We start from the raw sequence: 21842 nt of genomic DNA, 5'->3' as shown, positions 1-21842 counted from the left end.
CGCTTCCACCCACTCCCGTCATATCCCCTTCGGCCCCCGGCCGTTAGAATGGCCGCCGCTGTCCACCGCCCGCTCCCGGAGCCCCCATGCCCGTTGAAGCCCAGCCGGTAGCCGCCGTCGTCGACACGACCGGTGCGCCCGGCTATCTCTCCATTCGTGATCTGCGCAAGGAATTCGACGGTTTCGTCGCCGTCGACGACGTCAACCTGGACGTGCGCAAGGGCGAGATCTTTGCCCTGCTCGGTGGCTCCGGCAGTGGTAAATCGACCCTGCTGCGCTGCCTGGGCGGCTTCGAGACGCCCACCAAGGGCAGCATCACCGTCGATGGCCAACGCCTGGATGCGCTGCCGCCGTACCAGCGGCCGGTCAACATGATGTTCCAGTCCTATGCCCTGTTCCCGCACATGACGGTCGAGCAGAACATCGCCTTCGGCCTGAAGCAGGATGGCCTGGGCAAGGATGCGATCAGCAAGCGCGTCGGCGAGATGCTCGACCTGGTGCAGATGGGCCACCTGGGCAAACGCAAGCCGCACCAGCTGTCCGGTGGCCAGCAGCAGCGCGTGGCGCTGGCGCGGTCGCTGGCCAAGGGGCCGAAGCTGCTGCTGCTGGACGAACCGATGGGCGCGCTGGACAAGAAGCTGCGCTCGCAGATGCAGCTGGAACTGGTCAGCATCATCGAATCGTCGGGCGTGACCTGCGTGATGGTCACCCACGACCAGGAAGAAGCGATGACCATGGCCACCCGCATCGCGGTGATGGATGCCGGCTGGATCCAGCAGGTCGGCAAGCCGGACGAGGTCTACGAGCAGCCGGCCAACCGCTTCGTCGCCGAGTTCATCGGTTCGGTCAACCTGTTCGACGGGGTGATCGACGAGGACCTGCCCGAGTACGTGACCGTGCGCTCCCCGCTGTTCCCGGCGCCGATCTACATCGCCCATGGCATCACCTGTTACGAAGGGCAGCCGGTCGCATTCGCGCTGCGCCCGGAGAAGGTGATGATCGGCAAGGACGAGCCGGAAGGGCACACCAACAAGGCGCAGGGCGTGATCGAGGACATCGCCTACTTCGGCAGCCACTCGGTGTATCACGTGCGCCTGCCCAGCGGCGCCAAGGTGCTGGCCAACTTCGCCAACTCGCAGCGCTGGGCCAGTGATGGCTTCACCTGGGGCGACGAGGTGTGGGTGCACTGGCGCGACAACGACGGCGTGGTGCTCACCTCATGAGCGTCGCCGGCCTGAAGCGCTGGCTGCCGGGGCTGCGTGCCACGGTGATCGGCATTCCGTACCTGTGGCTGCTGCTGTTCTTCGCAGTGCCGTTCCTGATCGTGCTGATGATCAGTTTCTCGCTCAGCCGGGTCGGCTCGCCGCCGTATACCTGGCTGCTGCAGTACGGTGACGGCGGGTTCTCGCTGAAGCTGAACCTGGAGAACTACCTGGCGCTGTTCCGCGATTCGATCTATGCGCAGGCCTTCCTGAGCTCGATCAGGATCGCGGCCATCTCCACCTTCCTGACCCTGCTGATCGGCTACCCGATGGCCTACGCCATCGCCCGCCTGTCGCCGGCCGCACGCAACGTGGCGATGATGCTGGTAGTGCTGCCGTCGTGGACCTCGTTCCTGATCCGCGTGTATGCGTGGAAGGCGATCCTGGACCGCAACGGCCTGCTTGACCAGTTCCTGCAGTTCACCGGCCTGCAGACGCTGATGACGTCGATGGGCCTGCCGAAACTGCAGTTGATCGATACGCCGACCGCCGCCTACATCGGCATCGTCTACTGCTACCTGCCGTTCATGGTGCTGCCGCTGTACGCCAACCTGGTCAAGCACGACCACCGCCTGCTGGAAGCGGCCTACGACCTGGGTGCCAGGCCATGGCAGGCCTTCCTCCGCATCACGCTGCCGCTGTCGAAGGCCGGCATCATCGCCGGCTGCATGCTGGTGATGATCCCGGCAGTGGGTGAATTCGTGATTCCGGAAATGCTGGGTGGGTCGGAGACGCTGATGGTCGGCCGCCAGCTGTGGAACGAGTTCTTCAACAACCGCAACTGGCCGGGTGCCTCGGCGATGGCGGTGGCGATGATCCTGTTGCTGCTGGTGCCGATCCTGCTGTTCAACCGATCCCAGCAGCGCCTGCTGGAAGGGAAGCAGGCATGAGCCCGCGTACCGCCAAGGGCCTGGGGCTGGGCGTGCTGCTGCTCGGCTTCGCCTTCCTGTACCTGCCGATCCTGCTGTTGATGTTGTATTCGTTCAACAGCTCGCGGCTGGCGATGGTCTGGGCCGGGTTCTCCACCCGCGCCTACAGTGACCTGTTCGCCGACCGCGCGCTGATGGATGCGATGTGGACCAGCCTGGTGGTGGCGTTCTGGACCGCCTGTACCGCCACCGTGCTGGGCACGCTGGCGGCGATGGTGATGACCCGCTTCAAGCGCTTCCGTGGCAAGCCGCTGTTCGGTGCGCTGGTCACCGCGCCGCTGGTGATGCCGGATGTGATCCTGGGCTTCTCGCTGATGGCGCTGCTGGCCTCGATGGGCGCGATTCCCGGCTTCCCGGCGCGCGGCCTGGCCACCATCTGGATCGCGCACGTCACCTTCACCCTGTGCTTCGTCACCGTGGTGGTGTCTTCGCGCCTGCAGGAAATGGACCTGTCGCTGGAAGAAGCGGCGATGGACCTCGGGGCCAGCCGGCTGACCGTGTTCACCCGCATCACCCTGCCGATCATCGCGCCGGCGCTGGTGGCGGGCTGGCTGTTGGCGTTCACCCTGTCGCTGGATGACGTGGTGGTGGCCAGCTTCGTCGCCACGCCGGGCTCGACCACGCTGCCGATGAAGGTGTTCGCGTCGGTGCGCATGGGCATCAGCCCGAAGATCAATGCACTGGCCACGCTGCTGGTGTCGGCGGTATCGATCGCCGCGGTGATCGGCTGGTACATCAATGCCCGCGCCGAGAAGCGGCGCCAGCGCGACCTGCAGCTGGCGCGGCAGGACAACGGCTGAGTACACGATCCGTCCACTGTGCCGGCAACACCCGGCTCACGGCCGGCGGCGCACAATGGGGGTCTTCCAGATGGAGATCCCCCATGACCGTCGAGATCGTCGACCCGGCCACCGGCCAGGTGACCTACCGCCATGAACTGATGGGCGCTGCCGACATCGAGCAGCGCCTGCAGGCCGCCGCCGATGCGTTCCCTGGCTGGGCCGAGCGTTCGCTGCAGGAACGCGGCGCGATCCTGCGCCAGATCGCGGCGCAGCTGCGCACGCGCCGCGACGACCTGCAGCAGGCGATGACCCACGAGATGGGCAAGCTCAAGGCCGAAGCGCTGGCCGAGGTCGACAAGTGCGCGGCGGCCTGCGAGTACTACGCCGACCATGCGGCCGACTATCTCAAGCCGCAGCTGATCGACACCGAAGCGCAGCGCAGCTACGTGCGCTACGAGCCGATCGGCTGCGTGTTCGCGGTGATGCCGTGGAATTTTCCGATCTGGCAGGTGTTCCGCTTCCTCGCACCGGCGTTCATGGCCGGCAACGTGGCCCTGCTCAAGCACGCCAGCAACGTGCCGCAGTGTGCCGACCTGATCCTGGCGGTGTGCCGTGATGGCGGCCTGCCGGACGGCGTGTTCGACGTGCTGCACATCGACAACGACCAGGCCGCCGACGTGCTGCGCGACGCACGGGTGAAGGCGGTGACGCTGACCGGCAGCGAGCGGGCAGGGCGCTCGATCGCCTCCAACGCCGGCAGCCAGTTGAAGAAGTCGGTGATGGAGCTGGGGGGCAGCGATGCCTTCGTGGTGCTCGACGATGCCGACCTCGACAAGACGGTTGCGGCAGCAGTGAAGTCGCGCTTCGACAACAGCGGGCAGACCTGCATCGCGGCCAAGCGCTTCATCGTGGTCGAGGCGGTGGCCGATGAATTCACCCGTCGCTTCGTTGAAGCTGCGGCCGAGCGCCAGTACGGCGATCCCGATGAGCGGGGCACCACGCTGGCGCCGATGGCCCGTGCCGACCTGCGCGATGAACTGCACAAGCAGGTACAGGCCAGCGTGGCCAAGGGTGCGCGGGTGCTGATAGGCGGCGAGCCGATTGCCGGCACCCACGCCGGCTATCCGGCCACGGTGCTCGACCAGGTCGGCCCGGGCATGCCGGCCTACGACGAGGAACTGTTCGGTCCGGTGGCTGCGGTGATCCGGGTCGCTGATGAGAGCGAGGCACTGCGCGTGGCCAACGACACCCGCTTCGGCCTGGGCGGCAGCGTGTGGACGCGCGATCCGGTGCGCGGCGAAGCCTTCGCGCAACGCATGGAATGCGGCGCCGCGTTCGTCAACGCGATCGTCAAGAGCGATGCGCGGCTGCCGTTCGGCGGCAGCAAGCAGTCTGGGTTTGGCCGGGAACTGGCCGACCACGGCATCCATGAGTTCATGAACATCAAGACCGTTTACGTAGCTTGATGCCGAATGGCAATGCCGGCCGCTGGCCGGCATTGCCCTGGTTTCCGGCCCGCGGCCGGCACTACCACCAGCGGGTCACAACCACTTCGCGCGCTTGAACAACCGGTACAGGCCCACGCAGACGCCGCCCACACCAACGATCATCAGTGGGTAGGCCCACGGTTGGCTCAGCTCCGGCATGTGGCTGAAGTTCATCCCGTACCAGCTGGTGATCAGCGTCGGTGCCGCCAGCAGCGCGGCCCACGCACCGAGGCGCTTGACCGTCTCGCCCTGCGCCAGCGTCACCAGCGACAGGTTCACGCTGAGCGCGGTGCCCAGCATCTCGCGCAGGGTGTCGATCACATCACTGATGCGTACCGCGTGGTCGTGCACGTCACGGATGTACAGCTTCACTTCGTCCGGAACCAGCTCGCCCTGATAGCGGCGCAGCTGGGCCAGCACATCCTGCAGCGGCGCCACCGCCATCCGCATCTTGTTCAGTTCGCGCTTGAGCTCGTACAGGCGCACCACGGTGCTGCGCTTGTAGTTCTCGGCGAAGATGTCCTTTTCCAGCAGGTCCAGGGTGTCGCGGAAGCGGTGCACGATCGGCAGGTAATTGTCGACCACGAAGTCGGTCACCGCGTACAGGCAGTACGACGGGCCCATCTTCAGCAGCTGCGGCTCACGCTCGACCCGAGCACGTACCGGCGCGTAGGACAGCGAGGCGCCGTGGCGCACCGTTACCAGGAAGCGCGGACCGAGGAAGGCATGGGTTTCGCCATACTGGATGCGCTCGTCGACCATCTGCGCGGTGGTCACCACCACGAACATCGAATTGCCGTAGGTCTCGACCTTGGGCCGCTGGTGCGCGTTGCGCGCATCCTCGATGGCCAGGTCGTGCAGGCAGAATTCCTCCTGCAGTTTCAGCAGCACATCGTCGTTGGGGTCGTACAGGCCGACCCAGACGAAGCCATTGCCACTGGCAATGACATCGCTGATGGCGTCCAGGGTGATGTCGTGGCGTTTGCCCTCGTCATCGTAGTGGACGCAGTTGATGACGCAGGCGGGGTTGGCTGAAGCCGGGGCGGAAGCGGAGGCGGGCAATGACATGCCCGCCATCGTGCGTCAGCGCCGTGTTTCGGACAAGTGAGGATGGCGCCCCAGTACCCACGCCAGCGCGACGTGGACGGGCAGCAGCAGCACGATCCACTGCACGTTGTACTGCGCCTGCAGGCTCAGCCAGTGCAGCACCAGCGCCGCCACGGCCTGCACTGCCAGCAGCCACAGCACGACCCTGAACATGCGGCCCGGCACGCGCCGGCGCAGCAGGCGGATTGCTCCGGGCAGCAGCAGCACGGCCACCGGCGAAAGCAGCAGCAGGTTGCGGTTGGCCCAGGCGGCGTAGTGGATGCTGAAGCCCCACAGGAACACCAGCACGCCACCGAACAAGGCGCACAGCAGCCAGAACGGCAGGGCCAGCCCGGCCAGCAGGCGCGGGCGGTTGCGCAGCACCAGCACGCCGCCGGCCACGGCCAGACCAAGCAGCAGCCACGGCCACCAGCGACGCGCGAATTCCTTCGGCTCCGGATCAATGCGGTGCGGCAGCAGTTCCTGTTCGGACTGCACCAGCGGTCGGCCATCACTGTTGCGTGCCTGGCGCAGCGCATCGGCCAGGCGCATCGGCACGAACGCTTCCTGCCAGCGCGACAGCGGCTGGTCGGCGAACGGCCCCAGGCCGACATCGAAGCCCAGCCACATCCACGGGGCGGGCGAGGCCAAGCGCACCGACTCGCTGCGGTAGGTGTTGCCGCGCGAACGCCCCGACAACTGCGACTGCAGGCCACCGCCCAGTGCCTTGTCCACCGTGTCGCGTACCATCGTGGCGCAGTTGGCGGTGTAGTAGTCGTAGTGGTAGCGCGCGTTTTCCGGCTTGGCCCGCTCGGCCAGGTCAGCGGCCAGGGCACGCGCCTGGTCAGGGCGCAGGTCCAGCCACTGCACGCTGGCACCTCGGCCGGTCTCGTCGTAGTACGACAGGTCCTGCTGCAGCGGTAGCGCCACCAGGTAATACATCATGTCGCCGCGCACGAAGCGGCTGATGAAGTCGTCCTCGGACGGATCGAAGTAGCCGAAGTTGTACGAGGTCGCTTCGCCACTGGCCGGATCGACCACGACGATGGCGTCATGCCCGAAGCGTTCGAAGAACACGGTGCCCGGCTGCATGGTCACCACGCCGATACGCGGGACCGGGGCCGCGGCGTTGGCGGTGGCGGTGGCAGGTGCGGGCACGGCTGCCGCCGGCTGCGCGAAGGCCGCCAGCGGCAGGGCCATGGTCATGGCCAGCACACACAGTGCCAGCCACACCATGAGGATCAGGCCGCGGCGCTTCAAGTGTCGTCCTGCGCGTCCGGCGGAAGCACGGTCACGTGGAAGGCCTGCACCCGGCGCGCATCGGCGCGGGCCACGCGGAACATGAAGCGGTCCAGCGCCAGCTCATCGCCGACTTCCGGAAGGTGGCCCACGGCCTCGGTGACCAGGCCACCGATGGTGTCGTAGTCCTCGTCGGAGAACGTCGCGCCGAAGCGCTCGTTGAAGTCGCCGATCGGGGTCAGCGCGTCGACCACGTACTGGCCGTCGGACTGGATGGCGATCTGCGCGGACGGATCCTCGGCCTCGTCGTGCTCGTCGTCGATCTCGCCGACGATCTGCTCCAGCACGTCCTCGATGGTGACCAGGCCGGCGACACCGCCGTACTCGTCGACCACGATGGCCATGTGGTTGCGCGAAAGGCGGAACTCCTTCAGCAGCACGTTGAGCTTCTTCGCCTCCGGAATCAGCACTGCCGGGCGCAGCAGTTCACGTACATTGGCGGGACCATTGTCGGCAACCACGCCGCGCAGCAGGTCCTTGGCCAGCAGGATGCCAAGGATGTCGTCCTTGTTCTCGCCGTGCACCGGGAAACGCGAATGGCCGGATTCGACCACCTGCTTCATCAGTTCCAGGAAGGGCGCTTCGACCGGCAGCGAGACCATCTGCGAGCGCGAGATCATCACGTCGCCCACGGTCAGCTCGGCCACCGAAATGGCGCCTTCCATCATCTTCAGGGTATCGGCGGCGATCAGACCCTCTTCCTGCGCGGTGTGCAGGACAGCGACCAGCTCGTCGCGGGTGTGGGGTTCGCCGGAGAAGGCCGAGGTCAGGCGTTCAAGCCAACCGCGCTTCTTTTCACTGTGCTCCGCAGGGGAGCTACTACTGTCGTCTTCTGACATCTCTGGAAAAAAGGCACCCGGCAGGCCGGGCGTTGGCCCAAGTCTAGCAGGATGTGGCGGCCTGTCAGTGACCGTCGCTGCCCGGTCCGGTGATCGGCGGCGGGGCCAGTTCAGGCCGGGCAGGGGCTTCTTCCTCAGGCAGGTCCAGGCTGTAGGTACAGCCGGCCAGGGTCTTGCCCGGGTGGGAGGCTACGGTGGAGACGCTGAGGATGATCGACTCGATCTGAGACTCGCCGGTCTTCGGGTCGGTCACGTCGCGGCTGACCAGCTCGCGACCGGCCATGAACTTGCCGTCCTGGTCGTAGCCGATCTCTAGCGCCAGGCGCTTGGCCAGCGGGCGTGGGTCGGCCTGGTCGAGGACGGCCATGATGCTGGCGCCGGCCACCGCCACCCGCTCGGTGGTCACGTCGAACACGCTGATCGGCTGGGCCAGGCGATACTCGCTCATGAACTGGTTGCCCTGGGGCAGCGGCTGCAGGCCGTGGGCGACGGCTTTCAGTGGATCAGCCAGCAGGGGCGCCAGCGCGGCCTGCTCGGCCACACCCTGGCGGCATTCGATCAGGGCCGGCAGATCCAAGGCAGCGGCCGGGGCGGACGCGACGAGCAGCAGGAGCAGGGCAATACGCAGCAGCACAAAGAAATTCCCGTTGTAGAGCCGAGCCCATGCTCGGCTGCATTTCGGTCAGGTTTGCGGGGGGCGATGCGTTGGAGCCGAGCGTAGGCGCGGCTGTATAGGCCTCAGCGCTCGCCGGCGTAGGGATCGGCGATGCCCAGCTCGGCCAGGATCTCCCGTTCCAGCTGTTCCATCGCCTCGGCCTCCTTGTCGTCCTCGTGGTCCCAGCCAAGCAGGTGCAGCACGCCGTGCACGGTCAGGTGCGCGTAATGGGCGTTGAGCGCCTTGCCCTGTTCGTCGGCTTCACGCGCCACCACCGGTGCGCAGATCACCAGGTCACCCAGCAGCGGGAACTTGACGCCCTTGGGCAGGCCTTCGGGCACTTCGGCCGGGAAGCTGAGCACGTTGGTGGCGTAGTCCTTGCCACGGTAATGGCGGTTCAGCGACTGGCCTTCCTTGGCATCGACCACGCGGATGGCCAGATCGGCCTCGCGGATGCGGCCCTTCAACGCAGCGGCCACCCACTTGCGGAAGCTCACTGCCGCAGGCAGCCCGGTACGCGGCAGGGCATAACTGACGGCGACGTCCAGTCGCACGGGACCACGGGTCATGGCGTCGCTCCAGGCTGGATCTGATGCAGGTCGCGGCGGTCGTAGGCGCTGACGATGCGCGCCACCAGCGGATGCCGGACCACGTCGCGGGATTCGAAGAAGGTGAAGCTGACGCCCTCGACCTCGCGCAGCACATCGATGGCGTCGCGCAGGCCGGACTTCACGTGCTTGGGCAGGTCGGTCTGGGTCAGGTCACCGGTGACCACCGCGGTGGAGCCGTAGCCCAGGCGGGTCAGGAACATCTTCATCTGCTCGATGGTGGTGTTCTGCGCCTCGTCCAGGATCACGAACGCATCGTTGAGCGTGCGGCCGCGCATGTAGGCCAGCGGCGCGATCTCGATGACGTTCTTCTCCAGCAGCTTGACCACCTTTTCCACGCCCATCATCTCGTACAGGGCGTCGTACAGCGGTCGCAGATAGGGGTCGACCTTCTGGCTCAGGTCGCCGGGCAGGAAGCCCAGCTTCTCGCCGGCTTCCACCGCCGGGCGCACCAGGATCAGGCGCTGCACCCGCGACTCGTTCAGTGCTTCGACCGCGCTGGCCACGGCCAGGAAGGTCTTGCCGGTTCCCGCCGGGCCGATGCCGAAGTTGATGTCATGCGTGGCGATCTGGTGCAGGTAGCGGCCCTGGTTGGCGCCGCGGCCGCGTACCGTGCCACGCTTGACCTTGATCGCCACGTCCTGCGCTTCGTAGGAGCGCTCGGCGATCTGCTCGACGTTGGCCTGCGCCAGGCGCAGGTGGATGGCGTGGTTGTCGAAGGTGGTTTCGCCGGCTTCGGCGTACAGCGCTTCAACCAGCTTCTGCGCCTCCACGATGGCTTCGTTGGGCCCGCTGATGCGGAACACGAAGCCACGATTGGCGATCTCCACGCCGAGCTTCAGCTCGATCTGGCGCAGGTGCCCATCGAAGGGGCCGCACAGGTTGGCCAGTCGCTCGTTGTCTTCCGGCGACAGGGTGAAGTCTCGATGATCGATGCTTTTCATTGCTTGGGGTGGGGTGGGGTCGCCGTCCACCGCGATGGACTCGGGGTGACAAGGTTACGCGCGTACCGGGCATGCGGCCAGCGGCGGGCCGATACGCGGTTTTCCACACCCGGTGTGGACGGGGGGGCGCGAAAAGCTGTGGATAGGCCTTCGCAGTGCTTGTGCCACAAGGCGGACGAGGTGGTGGTGAAAAAACCGTCACGGTCGGCCGGCGCCTGTGACGGCAGCGCATCTTCCGCTGCCAGGCACCCAGTACGGCTGCCCCCGTCCGGTTCTCCACACCGGCTGTGGAATGATGCTGAATCAAGCTGTGGATAGGTGGCGAGGAACCTTGCAGCAAAAGGCCTGTCCGCGCGTGGCGAAAAAACCGTCAGGGCTGATCGGAATCATTGAGGGTGCACGGGGCAGGTGGCAACGTGTCGCCGTCGCAGGAGGGAATGGCATGGGCATCGGCAACGGGATGCGTGGACTCGGGCTGGCGGGCATCGGCCTGCTGGCGGGCTGTGGGCAGTCAACGCCAACGGCGCTGGGCACGCTGGAGTGGGACCGGATCACGGTGCCGGCGCCGGCGGCCGAGGTGATCGCCACGGTGGAGGTGCGCGAGGGCCAGCGGGTCAAGGCCGGGGCCGTGCTGATGCAGCTCGACCCCGCCCGCGGCGACGCGCAGTTCGCGGCGGCGCAGGCCGACACGGCGCGCGCGCAGGCCCAGCTGGAAGAGCTGAAGCTTGGCCCGCGCCAGGAACAGATCGCACAGGCCCAGGCACAACTGGCCGCGTTGCGCGCGCAGTCTGCTGAGGCCACTGCCTACTATCGTCGGGTGCAACCATTGGCACGCCAGCGCCTGATCGCCGCCGCCGAGCTGGACCGTGCACGGGCGGCCGCCGGCAATGCCGCGGCCAGCGTGCGTGCCGCCGAGCAGGCCTGGCTGGAACGGGTGCACGGCAGTCGCGCGCAGGACATCGCCCAGGGCCAGGCGGCCGCCGACGCCGCACAGGCGCAGCAGGTGGTGCAGGGCGTCAACCTGCAGAAGCTGCAGCTGCGCGCACCGCGCGATGGCGTGATCGATGCCTTGCCCTACCGGCAGGGTGACCAGGCACCGATCGGGGCGCCGCTGGCGGTGATGCTGGTCGGCGAGCGCCCCTATGCGCGCGTCTACCTGCCGCAGCCGCTGCGCCTGCAGGTCAAGGTCGGTCAGCCGGCGCAGATACAGCTGGAGGGAGGAAGCACCGTACTGAAGGGCCATGTGCGCGCGATCCGCAGCGAGCCTTCATTCACCCCGTACTACGCACTGACCGGCGATGACGTCGAGCGCCTGAGCTACCTCGCCGAGATCGACGTGGATGCAGCCAGCGACATGCAGAAGCTTCCGGCCGGACTGCCGGTGCAGGTGCGCTTCTGAACACCGGTGCGGACATCGCGGTGCATGCGCAGGGCCTGACCCGCCGCTTCGGTGAACTGCTGGCCGTGGACAAGGTCGACCTGACCGTCCCGCGCGGGCAGGTGTACGGCTTCCTGGGCCCGAACGGGTCAGGCAAGTCGACCACCATCCGCATGCTGTGCGGCCTGCTCGAACCCAGTGCGGGGCAGATCGAGGTGCTGGGCCTGGCGGTTCCCGAGCAGGCCGAAGCACTGCGCCGGCGCATCGGCTACATGACCCAGCGCTTCTCGCTGTACGAAGACCTGTCGGTACGCGAGAACCTGGAATTCCTCGCCGCCATCCAGGACCTGCCGCGCAACCAGGCCCGGCAACGGGTCGATGCGCTGCTGCAGCAGTACCGGTTGCAGGACCGGCAGCCGCAGCTGGCCGGTACGCTCAGCGGCGGGCAGAAGCAGCGCCTGGCCCTGGCCGGCGCCGTGGTGCATTCGCCCGAACTGCTGTTCCTGGACGAGCCGACCAGCGCGGTCGATCCCGAGTCGCGCCGCGATTTCTGGGAGGCCCTGTTTGAACTGGCCGACGCGGGAACCACGGTGCTGGTGTCGACCCATTACATGGACGAAGCCGAGCGCTGCCATCGCCTGGCGATCCTTGATCGCGGCGCACTGGTGGCCGACGGCACGCCGGCCGAGCTCTGTTCACGGCTGCAAGGACGAACGCTGCAGGTCACGTCATCGCAGCCACGCCAGGCCAGCCGCGTGCTGGCCGAGCTGCCCGGCGTGCTGAGCGTGGCGCAGATCGGCACCCATCTGCGCGTGCTGTGCAACGAAGGCGCAGCGGATGTCGCGGCGCTGCGGCGCGCGCTGGCCAGCGCCGACCCGCAAGCGCATATCGAGAGCGTGGCGCCGAACCTGGAGGACGTGTTCGTGGCCGCCACCCGTGGCCGTGGCAGGGAGCCAGCGGCATGAACCTGCGCAGGCTGTGGGCGATCATGCTCAAGGAGCTGCGGCAGCTGCGCCGCGACCGCATCACGCTGGCGATGATCGTCGGCATTCCGGTGATGCAGCTGCTGCTGTTCGGGTATGCGATCAACCTCAACCTGCGCCACCTCGATGCGGGTATCGCCGACCAGGCCAACAGCGCCGCCTCACGCGCGCTGGTGCAGGACATGGTCGCCACCGGGGTGATCACGCCGCGTACTGAAGCGTACAGCCCGGGCCAGCTGATGCAGGCGCTGCGCCGCGGCGAGATCAGCGTCGGCATCGTGGTGCCGGCCGACTTCGAGCGTCGCCGCTTCGATGGACGCGAAGCGGTACAGGTACTGGTCGATGGCAGCGATACCGTGGTGCAGAGTGCGGCGATCCAGCTGGCGCAGGTGCCACTGGATACGCGCCCGACCAGCAATACGCGGCCGTTGCGCGAAGGCAGCATTGCCAGTGGCCAGGTCAGCGTGACCAGTTTCTACAACCCGCAACGGCGCTCGGCGGTGAACATCGTGCCCGGCCTGATCGGGGTGATCCTGACCATGACCCTGGTGATGTTCACGGCGGTGGCGGTGGTACGCGAGCGCGAGCGCGGCAACATGGAACTGCTGATCGCCACGCCGGTATCGCGCAGCGAACTGATGGTCGGCAAGGTGCTGCCCTATGCAGCCATCGGCCTGCTGCAGACCACGCTGGTGCTGGTGCTGGGCACCTGGCTGTTCCAGGTGCCGATCAGCGGCAGCCTGCTCGACATCTACCTGGCCGCAGTGCTGCTGGTGCTGGCCAACCTGGCGCTGGGCCTGCTGATCTCCACGCGCGCGCGTTCGCAGTTCCAGGCGATGCAGATGACCCTGTTCCTGTTCCTGCCGTCGATCCTGCTGTCGGGCTTCATGTTCCCGTTCGCCGGCATGCCGCGGCCGGTGCAGTGGCTGGCCGAAGTGCTGCCGTTGACCCACTTCCTGCGCCTGGTGCGCGGCATCATGCTGCGCGGCGCCTCGCTATGGGAGCTGTGGCACGACGCACTGGCGCTGCTGGCCTTCATCGTGGTGATGATGACCCTGGCGATCCTGCGTTTCCGCAAGCGCCTGGATTGAGGCCTGTCATTCGGTAGTGCCGGCCGCTGGCCGGCATCATTTCCGGTGGGTGCCGACCGTTGGTCGGCACACCCTAGCCTTATTCCGCCACCACGCGCCCACGCAGCGAGTTGGTAAGCGCTTCGGTGATCAGCACATCCACGAACTGGCCGATCAACCGCGCAGGCGCCGGGAAATTCACCGACCGCATGTTCTCGGTCTTGCCGGTCAGTTCGTTCGGGTTCTTGCGCGACGGCCCTTCCACCAGCACGGTCTGCACGGTACCGACCATCTTCTGCGAGATGCTGGCGGCGTGCGCATTGATGCGCTCCTGCAGGCGCGACAGGCGAGCGTGCTTCTCGGCATCGCTGATCGTGTCCTCCAGATCGGCCGCCGGTGTACCCGGTCGACGCGAATAGATGAAGGAGAAACTGTGGTCGAAGCCGATGTCCTCGATCAGCTTCATGGTCTTCTCGAAGTCGGCATCGGTCTCGCCGGGGAAGCCGACGATGAAGTCCGAGCTGATGGAAATGTCCGGGCGCACCGCGCGCAGCTTGCGGATCTTCGACTTGAATTCCAGCGCGGTGTAGCCGCGCTTCATCGCCGACAGCACGCGGTCGCTGCCGGCCTGCACCGGCAGGTGCAGGAAGTTGGCCAGCTGCGGAACGTCGCGGAACGCGTCGATCAGCGAATCGCTGAACTCGAGCGGGTGCGAGGTGGTGAAGCGGATGCGGCCGACCCCATCGATCTCGGCGATGGTGCGGATCAGCAGGCCGAGGTCGGCAAACTCACCGTCTCCATATGGGCCGCGATAGGCGTTGACGTTCTGGCCGAGCAGGTTGATCTCGCGCACGCCCTGCGCGGCGAGCTGCGCCACTTCCACCACCACGTCCTCGAACGGGCGGCTGACTTCGGTGCCGCGGGTGTAGGGCACCACGCAGAACGAGCAGTACTTGGAACAGCCTTCCATGATCGACACGAACGCCGAGGCACCTTCGGCGCGTGGCTCGGGCAGGCGGTCGAACTTCTCGATCTCGGGGAAGCTGATGTCCACCTGCGGGCGCTTCTGCTCGCGCCGCGCGCGGATCAGTTCCGGCAGGCGATGCAGGGTCTGCGGGCCGAACACAAGGTCCACGAACGGGGCGCGCTTGATGATCGCTTCGCCTTCCTGCGAGGCAACGCAGCCGCCCACGCCGATGATGACCTCGCGGCCCTTGTTCTTCAGGCCCTTCCACACGCCGAGTTGGCTGAACACCTTCTCCTGCGCCTTCTCGCGGATGGAGCAGGTGTTGACCAGGATGACGTCGGCGTCGTCCGGGCTGTCGGTCAGTTCCAGGCCATCGCTGGCGGCAAGCACGTCAGCCATCTTGGCCGAGTCGTACTCGTTCATCTGGCAACCGTGGGTCTTGATGTACAGCTTGCCCTTGACCTGGTCGGGCTTGCGCGGACCAGCGGGCAGGGCAACGAGCGGGGTACCGCCCGGGGTGGCGGGCGGAAAGACGTCTGGCGTCCCGGTCATGGCGCTTAATCCATTCGGGTGGCGGGAAAGCGGGCAATTCTACCCGCATCCCGCGCCAGCCGCCGCGCCCTTGTAGAGCCGAGCCCACGCTCGGCTGCTCTTCCCGCTTCCCATGGGGCAGCCTGGCATGGCCTGGCTCTACTGAAGCCAACCGAGCGTGGGCTCGGCTCTACAAGGAAAGCCAGCCGGCGCTGCTTATGCCGCCGCCAGCTCCGCATCGATCTGCCGCGAACGGTCGAAGGCGGTCATCGCGCTCATCCGTGCGATGTAATCAGCCGTGGCCGGCGCAGGCTGCACCAGACCGAAGGCCGTGGTCCAGGCCAGCGCATTGCCCCACAGCACATCGGCGGCACTCATCGTCTCGCCGAGCAGGTAGCGACCCTGTGCCAGCTGGGCCTCGACCACCTGCAGCACGGTTTCGGCGTCGTTGTACGGCGACATCAGGCGCGGCGGCGGCTCGCGGTGCATCGCCTTGTCGATCATCGCCGGCTCGAAACAGGCACCGTAGAAGGCCATCCAGCGCAGGTAGGGCCCGCGCAGGGCATCGCTGATCGGCGGCGCCAGCCCGGCTTCCGGATACAGGTCGGCCAGGTACAGATAAATGGCCACCTGTTCGGTCACCAGCGCGCCGTTGTGGACGATGGCCGGTACCTTGCCCATCGGGTTGATGGCCAGATAGGCCGGGGCCAGGTTGGCGCCGGCCTTCAGGTCCAGCACCTGCATGCGGTAGTCGGCACCCAGCGCTTCGAGCAGGGCCACGGCGCCGCTCGAGCGGGATCGGGCGGCGTGGTACAGGGTGATCTGGCGTGAGGTCATGGCATTGCTCCTTGCGGTGGGTGGTGAACTGGAAGCCATCCTCGGGCACCATTGCGGACGACTTCTGTCCTCGATTCTTCATGCGCCATACCGCCCATCGACTGCTGCGCCTGATCGCCCTGCTGCAGGCCCGCCGCCAGTGGTCCGGGGCTGAGCTGGCCGAGCGCATGGGCGTGGACCGGCGCAGCATCCGGCGTGACATCGAGCGGCTGCGCGAACTGGGCTATCCGGTCCGGGCCTCGTCGGGGGTCGGTGGCGGCTATCAGCTGGGGGCCGGGGCACCGGTACTGCCGATGCTGCTGGACGAGGAAGAGGCGACCACCCTGGCGATCGCGCTGCGGGCCGCGTCCGCGACCGTCGCTGGCATCGACGACACCGCCCGGGGCCTGTTGTCCAAGCTCGACCCGCTGGTGCCGACCCGTCGCCGCCAGCAGGCCGGCGAGGTGCATGCGGCGACGGCCACCCTGTCCGACCTTCCCTCCACCGACGCACGCCTGCTGGGACGGCTGGCCCAGCATTGCCGGCAGGCGTCACGGCTGGCCTTCGAGTACCGCAGTGCGCAGGAGGCGGTGACCCAGCGCGAGGTCGAGGCGCAGCACCTGGTCAACTATGGGCGGCGCTGGTACCTGCTGGCCTGGGATCTGGGCCGGCAGGACTGGCGCACCCTGCGCGTGGACCGGATGGGCGCGGTGCGCGAATGCGCCGGGCCGGGCATGCATCGACGCACGCCCGCGCCCCCGGACGTGATGGTGCGGCAGGCGGTCAGCCAGGCGCCCTTCGCGCTGCAGGCCATCGTCCGCCTGGCCGGCAGCCGCACCGAGCTGGAAGGGCGCATCCCGCCGTGGTGTGGTGTGCTGGAGGCTGATGGCGCCGACCATTGCCTGTTGCGCATGGGCGCCGAGAGCCGCGGAATGATGCTGGCGCAGATCCTCAGCCTGGACCGGGTGCCGGTGGCGTTGTGGACCACACCGCCGGGCCTGCGCGATGAGCTGGCACAGCGTTTGGCCGGATTGGGCCAGGTGCTGGCTGTGCCGCCGGTCACAGGCTGAGCCGCGTCGCTTGGCAAGCCCCGGCGAAGCTGGGACACTCGCGGCATGAAGGGGATACTGGGGACAACGGCGATCATCATCGCTGCGCTGACCGCTGCGCCGGCCAGCGCCGGCACCCTGTACAAGTGCCAGGGCGCCGACGGGGTCACCAGCTACGTGAGCAAGCGAGTGGCCGGCGCGCGCTGCAGCAGCATCAGCTACAGCCGCGATACCCGCCCGGCACCGCGCCCCGTGGTGGCCGCACCGAAGCCTGCGCCGACCTCGGTGGCCAGCATCGAACGCAATCCGGTCGCTGTGGCGGCCAGCGCTGCTGCGCCCGCTGCGGTCGCGCCGACGCCTGCTGCACCCGCGCCTGCCGCGGCACCGACGGCCTCGCGGGCCGGGCGGATGGTCAGCGGCCAGGTCTATTCCTTCATGAAGGATGGGGTGCGCCACTACACCAGTGCGCGGCCGACCCAGGTGGCCAACCTCGGTCCGGTGCGCACCATCCGCTACAGTTTCATGGAGCGCTGCTACGCGTGCGGCGTCAACCCGCGCGTGGACTTCGGTTCGGTGCGCCTGAACACCACCGCGTTCCAGACCGAGATCACCTCGGCGGCACGCGAGTTCGGCGTCGAGGAGGCCGTGGTGCGTGCCATCATCCACGCCGAATCGGCCTACAACCCGACCGCGCTCAGCCGCGCCGGCGCGCAGGGGCTGATGCAGCTGATGCCGCCGACAGCCGCGCGCTTCGGGGTCAGCGACTCCTATGATGCGGGGCAGAACATCCGTGGTGGCGTGCAGTATCTTGCGTGGTTGCTGAAGCGCTTCAATGGCGACCTGACCCTGGCCGCGGCCGGCTACAACGCCGGCGAAGGCGCGGTCGACCGCCACGGTGGCGTGCCGCCCTACAGCGAGACCCAGTACTACGTGCGCCGGGTTGGGCAGCTGGCCGAGCGTTACCGCACCGCATTGTCACACCAGTAGTGCCGGCCGCTGGCCGGCAACCCCTGGGCAATGGCCGGTACCGACCGGCCGCTGGCCGGCAACCCCGTAATCAATGTTGTTGCAATGCGTTGTGTGGCGCGCGACGGTTCCGCTACACTCGCCCATGATTCAATGCGGCTCTGGCCCCCACCGGATCCGCTGGCAGCCTTAAAGCTACCTAATCAATATCGGAGTGCCGGATGGCCAACGATGGGGTACACGATCCAGTCAACACCGGACGTCGGCGTTTTCTTTCTGCCACCACTGCTGTGGTTGGCGCCGTCGGCGTCGGATTCACCGCCGTTCCTTTCATCAAATCCTGGAACCCCAGTGCCCGTGCCAAGCTTGCCGGTGCACCGGTGGTGGCCGACATCAGCGCCCTGCAGGAAGGCCAACGCCTGATCGTGGAGTGGCGTGGCCAGCCGATCTGGATCGTCAAGCGGTCCAAGGCGATCCTGGATGCACTGCACGGGCTGGATGGCCGCCTCAAGGACCCCGAGTCCGGCGAGAAGGACCAGCAGCCGGACTACGTGCTGAAGCAGAACCCCGAGCTGCGCTCGATCAAGCCGGACATCTCCGTGCTGGTCGGCCTGTGCACGCACCTGGGCTGCTCGCCGGAAATGGTCGCCGAGATCCGGCCTGAGCCCTACGACCCGCAGTGGAAGGGGGGCTACTTCTGCCCCTGCCACAAGTCGCGCTTCGACATGTCCGGCCGCGTCTTCAAGGATGTGCCGGCACCGATCAACCTGAAGGTGCCCGCGCACCATTACCAGGACGACAACACCATCATCATCGGTGTCGATCCGCAGGGGGCAGCCTGATGGCCAATATCCTCGCCCGCACCGCCAGCGGCGTCGCCGACTGGGTCAATGCCCGCGCGCCGGGCCTGATGCCGGTCTACCGCAAGCACGTTACCGAGTATTACGCGCCGAAGAACTTCAACATCTGGTACTACTTCGGTTCGCTGGCACTGCTGGTGCTGGTCAACCAGATCGTCACCGGCATCTTCCTGACGATGCACTACAAGACCAGCGCCGCGGAGGCGTTCGGCTCCATCGAATACATCATGCGTGATGTGGAGTGGGGCTGGCTGATCCGCTACATGCACTCCACCGGCGCCTCGCTGTTCTTCATCGTGGTCTACCTGCACATGTTCCGCGGCCTGCTGTACGGCAGCTACCAGAAGCCGCGCGAGCTGGTGTGGATCCTGGGCATGCTGATCTACCTGGTGCTGATGGCCGAGGCCTTCATGGGCTATGTGCTGCCGTGGGGCCAGATGTCGTTCTGGGGCGCCAAAGTGATCATCTCGCTGTTCGGCGCGATACCGGTGATCGGCAACGGCCTGACCGAATGGATCATGGGCGATTACCTGCCCAGTGACGCCACGCTCAACCGCTTCTTCGCATTGCACGTCATCGCACTGCCGCTGGTGCTGCTGTTGCTGGTGGTGCTGCATCTGGGCGCGCTGCACGAAGTGGGGTCGAACAACCCCGATGGCGTGGAGATCAAGAAAGGACCGAAGGGCAACCGCTGGTCGCCGAATGCGCCGGCCGACGGTATTCCGTTCCACCCGTACTACACGCTCAAGGATGGTGTCGGCGCCGGCTTCCTGCTGATCATCGCCGCCTTCATCATCTTCTTCGCACCGGGCTTCGGCGGCCTGTTCCTGGAACACGACAACTTCACCGAGGCCAACCGCCTGGTGACCCCCGAACACATCAAGCCGGTCTGGTACTACACGCCTTACTACGCGATGTTGCGCGTGGTACCGAACAAGCTCGGTGGCGTGCTGGTGATGTTCTCGGCCATTGCGATCCTGTTCCTGGTGCCGTGGCTGGACAAGGCCAGGGTAAAGTCGGTGCGCTACCGCGGCTGGATCTCGAAGGTGATGCTGGGCGTGCTGGCGGTGTGCTTCGTGTGGCTGGGCGTGATCGGCTCCGGCCCGGGCACCGACGTGCATGAAACCTACATCGGGCGGGTGCTGACCTTCCTGTACTTCGCGTTCTTCATCACCATGCCGCTATGGACAAGGTTGGACAAGACCAAGCCGGTACCGGAGAGGGTGACCACGCATGACTGAGCGCTGGATGGTCCGGCTGGCCCTGACGGCCACCCTGATGCTGGGCAGTTTCCTGGCCTCCGCCGCCGAGGGCGGCACCAAGCTGCTGCAGGCCGGCAACGACCTCGGTGACCGCGCCTCGCTGCAGCGGGGTGCGCAGCTGTACATGAACTACTGCTCCGGCTGCCATGCGCTGAAGTACCTGCGCTACTCGCGGATGGCGCAGGACCTGGGCCTGACCGAAGAAGAGGTGATGAACAACCTCAACTTCACCGGCTCGGCGATCGGCGACCCGATCCCGGTGGCGATGCCCAAGGAGAACGCGGAGAAATGGTTCGGCAAGATGCCGCCCGATCTCAGCCTGATCTCGCGCGTGCGGGGCAGTGACTGGGTTTACACCTATCTCAAGTCGTTCTATCTGGACAGCAGTCGCCCGCTGGGCTGGAACAACGCGCTGTTCGCCAACGCCTCCATGCCCAACCCGCTGTGGGAGATGCAGGGGCTGCAGCATGCAGTGCACGGCAAGGCGGAAGCGCCCGGCATGGACCCGCCGGTGACCGGCCTGAAGATTGAAACGCCGGGATCGGTCGATGCCGGGCAGTACGACCAGGCCGTGCGGGACATCACCAACTTCCTCGAATACGCCGGCGAACCGGCCGCACTCAAGCGCCAGCAGCTGGGCGTGTGGGTGATCCTGTTCCTGGCCCTGCTGACCTTCCTGCTGTATCTGCTGAAGAAGGAGTACTGGAAGGACGTTCACTGATTCTGCCGCCGGCCATCGCATGGGCCTATTGGCTTTTGTGATGGTCGGTTGCACACTCGGGGAGGAGTCGACCGCTGGCACGGTGCCGGCGGCGCCGATGCGGCAGGCGGTCTCCTGTCGTGGGAGAGCCTTTGATGGCGGCGAGCGTACGCATGCGCAATACACTGACGCTGTTTTCCTCGAACGACGACGTACTGTGCCACCGTGTACGCCTGGTCCTGGCGGCCAAGGGCGTCACCTTCGACTTCGTTCCGGTCGATCCGCAGAACCCGCCTGAAGACCTGATCGACCTCAATCCGTACCACTCGGTGCCGACCCTGGTCGAACGCGAGCTGGTGCTGTACGCCGCATCGGTGGTCAGCGAGTACCTGGATGAGCGCTACCCGCATCCGCCACTGATGCCGGTCGACCCGCTGTCGCGTGCGCGCATCCGACTGGCCATGCTGCGCATCGAGCACGACTGGGTGCCGCAGGTGCAGGCCATCCAGCTGGGCAACAAGACCCAGGCCGAGGCCGGGCGCAAGCGCCTGAAGGAACTGCTGACCGCCTCGCTGCCGCTGTTCAAGGCCAGCAAGTTCTTCCTCAATCCGGAAATGAGCCTGGCCGACTGCGCGATGGCGCCGATCATCTGGCGCCTGCAGTCGCTGGATGTGCCGCTGCCGAAGGATGGCAAGGCGATCGAGGACTACGGCAACCGCATCTTCCGCCATCCGGGATTTGTCCGCAGCCTGACCGAGCAGGAAAAGAAACTGCGCGATCTGCCGGTCTGATCCGTCCCCGCGTTACCCGTCTGCAGGCCGACCGGCCTGCAGACGATCCGCCCCGGCGGGGCGCCGGGCGCGTACACTTCACGCATGACCGAAGACTTCTTCCACATGACCAGCCACCGCCCGTACCTGCTGCGGGCGCTGGTGGAATGGATCAACGACAACCAGCTGACCCCGCACATCCTGGTCGACGCCGGCGTCCCCGGCGTGCAGGTCCCGCCTTCGGCGGTCAAGGATGGCCGGGTCGTGCTCAACATCGCCGAACGTGCTGTCGTGCGGCTGATGATCGACAACGAAATGGTGAGCTTCTCGGCCCGCTTCTCCGGAACCAGCTACCCGGTGCAGGTGCCGATCAGCGCCGTGCTGGCGGTCTACGCCCGCGAGACCGGGCAGGGCATGGCATTGCCGGATGACATTCCGGGCAGCGAAACCGCACCGACCAGCGATGAGCTGCTGCACGAGGAAGGCACGCCGCCGGACGATACGCCGCCGGCCAGCCCGCCGCCGAAGGGCCGCCCGAACCTGCGCGTGGTCAAGTAACCATTCCGACGCCGCCCGATGGGCGGCGTTTTTCTTTGCCC

General features: G+C 66.8%; 22 protein-coding genes. 14 read left to right on the top strand and 8 right to left on the bottom strand.

Translation table 11 applies throughout. The features are described 5' to 3' along the window. The first annotated feature begins 86 nt into the window (after positions 1-86). The 4 genes from ACM0PK_RS05310 (at position 87) to ACM0PK_RS05295 (ending at position 4439) form a co-directional block, all read left to right on the top strand. Positions 87-1223: an ABC transporter ATP-binding protein gene (locus tag ACM0PK_RS05310; RefSeq protein WP_005415926.1), complete on the top strand. Its 1137-nt coding sequence runs from the start codon at positions 87-89 to the stop codon at positions 1221-1223. Next, the gene (locus ACM0PK_RS05305) at positions 1220-2152 is read left to right on the top strand and encodes an ABC transporter permease subunit (RefSeq protein WP_069137955.1); all 933 of its coding nucleotides are present in this window, start codon (positions 1220-1222) and stop codon (positions 2150-2152) included. The genes ACM0PK_RS05310 and ACM0PK_RS05305 overlap by 4 nt, the downstream gene beginning before the upstream one ends. Next, positions 2149-2991, top strand: coding sequence for an ABC transporter permease subunit (locus ACM0PK_RS05300; RefSeq protein ID WP_111202172.1), 843 nt, complete (start codon positions 2149-2151; stop codon positions 2989-2991). Before ACM0PK_RS05305 ends, ACM0PK_RS05300 begins: the two co-directional genes overlap by 4 nt. Positions 2992-3074: 83 nt before the next feature. Then, complete coding sequence (locus tag ACM0PK_RS05295; RefSeq protein ID WP_111202171.1) at positions 3075-4439, top strand: NAD-dependent succinate-semialdehyde dehydrogenase; 1365 nt, start codon at positions 3075-3077, stop codon at positions 4437-4439. A 75-nt stretch (positions 4440-4514) separates the two neighbouring features. Here the strand turns inward: ACM0PK_RS05295 and ACM0PK_RS05290 are convergent, their stop codons facing one another. The 6 genes from ACM0PK_RS05290 to ACM0PK_RS05265 form a co-directional block, all read right to left on the bottom strand. Then, complete coding sequence (locus ACM0PK_RS05290) at positions 4515-5537, bottom strand: magnesium and cobalt transport protein CorA (protein WP_065195776.1); 1023 nt, start codon at positions 5535-5537, stop codon at positions 4515-4517. Positions 5538-5543: 6 nt separating this feature from the next. Continuing rightward, positions 5544-6806 carry a lipoprotein N-acyltransferase Lnb domain-containing protein gene (locus tag ACM0PK_RS05285; protein ID WP_414606864.1) on the bottom strand — a complete coding sequence of 421 codons (1263 nt, stop codon included), beginning with the start codon at positions 6804-6806 and terminating at the stop codon, positions 5544-5546. Beyond that, positions 6803-7684, bottom strand: a complete 882-nt coding sequence (locus tag ACM0PK_RS05280) for a CorC family transporter (RefSeq protein WP_100471821.1) — start codon at positions 7682-7684, stop codon at positions 6803-6805. The genes ACM0PK_RS05285 and ACM0PK_RS05280 overlap by 4 nt, the downstream gene beginning before the upstream one ends. 64 nt (positions 7685-7748) lie before the next feature. Beyond that, on the bottom strand, positions 7749-8315 hold the full coding sequence (locus ACM0PK_RS05275) for a hypothetical protein (protein WP_414606904.1): 567 nt from the start codon (positions 8313-8315) through the stop codon (positions 7749-7751). Between the two features lie 107 nt (positions 8316-8422). Then, positions 8423-8908 carry an rRNA maturation RNase YbeY gene (gene ybeY / locus ACM0PK_RS05270; protein WP_049412052.1) on the bottom strand — a complete coding sequence of 162 codons (486 nt, stop codon included), beginning with the start codon at positions 8906-8908 and terminating at the stop codon, positions 8423-8425. Beyond that, positions 8905-9891, bottom strand: coding sequence for a PhoH family protein (locus ACM0PK_RS05265; protein WP_005415936.1), 987 nt, complete (start codon positions 9889-9891; stop codon positions 8905-8907). Before ACM0PK_RS05265 ends, ybeY begins: the two co-directional genes overlap by 4 nt. Before the next feature lie 442 nt (positions 9892-10333). Between ACM0PK_RS05265 and ACM0PK_RS05260 the strand changes: the two genes are divergently transcribed. The 3 genes from ACM0PK_RS05260 to ACM0PK_RS05250 are packed head-to-tail and all read left to right on the top strand — an operon-like array spanning position 10334 to position 13343. Continuing rightward, the gene (locus ACM0PK_RS05260) at positions 10334-11290 is read left to right on the top strand and encodes an HlyD family secretion protein (protein ID WP_188241118.1); all 957 of its coding nucleotides are present in this window, start codon (positions 10334-10336) and stop codon (positions 11288-11290) included. Between the two features lie 20 nt (positions 11291-11310). Further along, on the top strand, positions 11311-12234 hold the full coding sequence (locus ACM0PK_RS05255) for an ABC transporter ATP-binding protein (RefSeq protein ID WP_069138027.1): 924 nt from the start codon (positions 11311-11313) through the stop codon (positions 12232-12234). Then, complete coding sequence (locus ACM0PK_RS05250) at positions 12231-13343, top strand: ABC transporter permease (protein ID WP_414606863.1); 1113 nt, start codon at positions 12231-12233, stop codon at positions 13341-13343. The genes ACM0PK_RS05255 and ACM0PK_RS05250 overlap by 4 nt, the downstream gene beginning before the upstream one ends. 79 nt (positions 13344-13422) lie before the next feature. Here ACM0PK_RS05250 and miaB read toward each other — a convergent pair whose 3' ends face one another. After that, entirely contained in the window at positions 13423-14841 is a 1419-nt protein-coding gene (gene miaB / locus ACM0PK_RS05245) for a tRNA (N6-isopentenyl adenosine(37)-C2)-methylthiotransferase MiaB (protein WP_072166757.1), read from the bottom strand. 195 nt (positions 14842-15036) lie between these two features. Beyond that, positions 15037-15657, bottom strand: a complete 621-nt coding sequence (locus ACM0PK_RS05240) for a glutathione S-transferase family protein (RefSeq protein ID WP_414606862.1) — start codon at positions 15655-15657, stop codon at positions 15037-15039. Positions 15658-15737: 80 nt separating this feature from the next. Here ACM0PK_RS05240 and ACM0PK_RS05235 point away from each other — a divergent pair, with 80 nt between their 5' ends. The 7 genes from ACM0PK_RS05235 (at position 15738) to ACM0PK_RS05205 (ending at position 21801) form a co-directional block, all read left to right on the top strand. Further along, positions 15738-16706 (top strand): helix-turn-helix transcriptional regulator, encoded by a 969-nt coding sequence (locus tag ACM0PK_RS05235; protein WP_414606861.1) that lies wholly within the window; start codon positions 15738-15740, stop codon positions 16704-16706. Between the two features lie 45 nt (positions 16707-16751). Next, the gene (locus tag ACM0PK_RS05230) at positions 16752-17672 is read left to right on the top strand and encodes a lytic transglycosylase domain-containing protein (protein ID WP_180885231.1); all 921 of its coding nucleotides are present in this window, start codon (positions 16752-16754) and stop codon (positions 17670-17672) included. Between the two features lie 200 nt (positions 17673-17872). Further along, a complete protein-coding gene (gene petA / locus ACM0PK_RS05225; protein WP_004151998.1) occupies positions 17873-18493 on the top strand; it encodes a ubiquinol-cytochrome c reductase iron-sulfur subunit in 621 nt (206 codons plus the stop codon). Then, complete coding sequence (locus tag ACM0PK_RS05220; RefSeq protein WP_049451337.1) at positions 18493-19752, top strand: cytochrome b; 1260 nt, start codon at positions 18493-18495, stop codon at positions 19750-19752. Before petA ends, ACM0PK_RS05220 begins: the two co-directional genes overlap by 1 nt. Beyond that, positions 19745-20494: a cytochrome c1 gene (locus ACM0PK_RS05215; RefSeq protein WP_005415947.1), complete on the top strand. Its 750-nt coding sequence runs from the start codon at positions 19745-19747 to the stop codon at positions 20492-20494. The genes ACM0PK_RS05220 and ACM0PK_RS05215 overlap by 8 nt, the downstream gene beginning before the upstream one ends. A gap of 134 nt (positions 20495-20628) precedes the next feature. After that, complete coding sequence (locus ACM0PK_RS05210; RefSeq protein ID WP_005415948.1) at positions 20629-21264, top strand: glutathione S-transferase N-terminal domain-containing protein; 636 nt, start codon at positions 20629-20631, stop codon at positions 21262-21264. A gap of 84 nt (positions 21265-21348) precedes the next feature. Further along, on the top strand, positions 21349-21801 hold the full coding sequence (locus tag ACM0PK_RS05205) for a ClpXP protease specificity-enhancing factor (RefSeq protein ID WP_019659028.1): 453 nt from the start codon (positions 21349-21351) through the stop codon (positions 21799-21801). Positions 21802-21842 lie beyond the last annotated feature (41 nt).

Origin of the sequence: Stenotrophomonas sp. FR010 (assembly GCF_047520755.2) — a bacterium.
GTDB lineage: Bacteria > Pseudomonadota > Gammaproteobacteria > Xanthomonadales > Xanthomonadaceae > Stenotrophomonas > Stenotrophomonas sepilia.
This window is presented reverse-complemented; position numbering and strand designations above follow the sequence as displayed.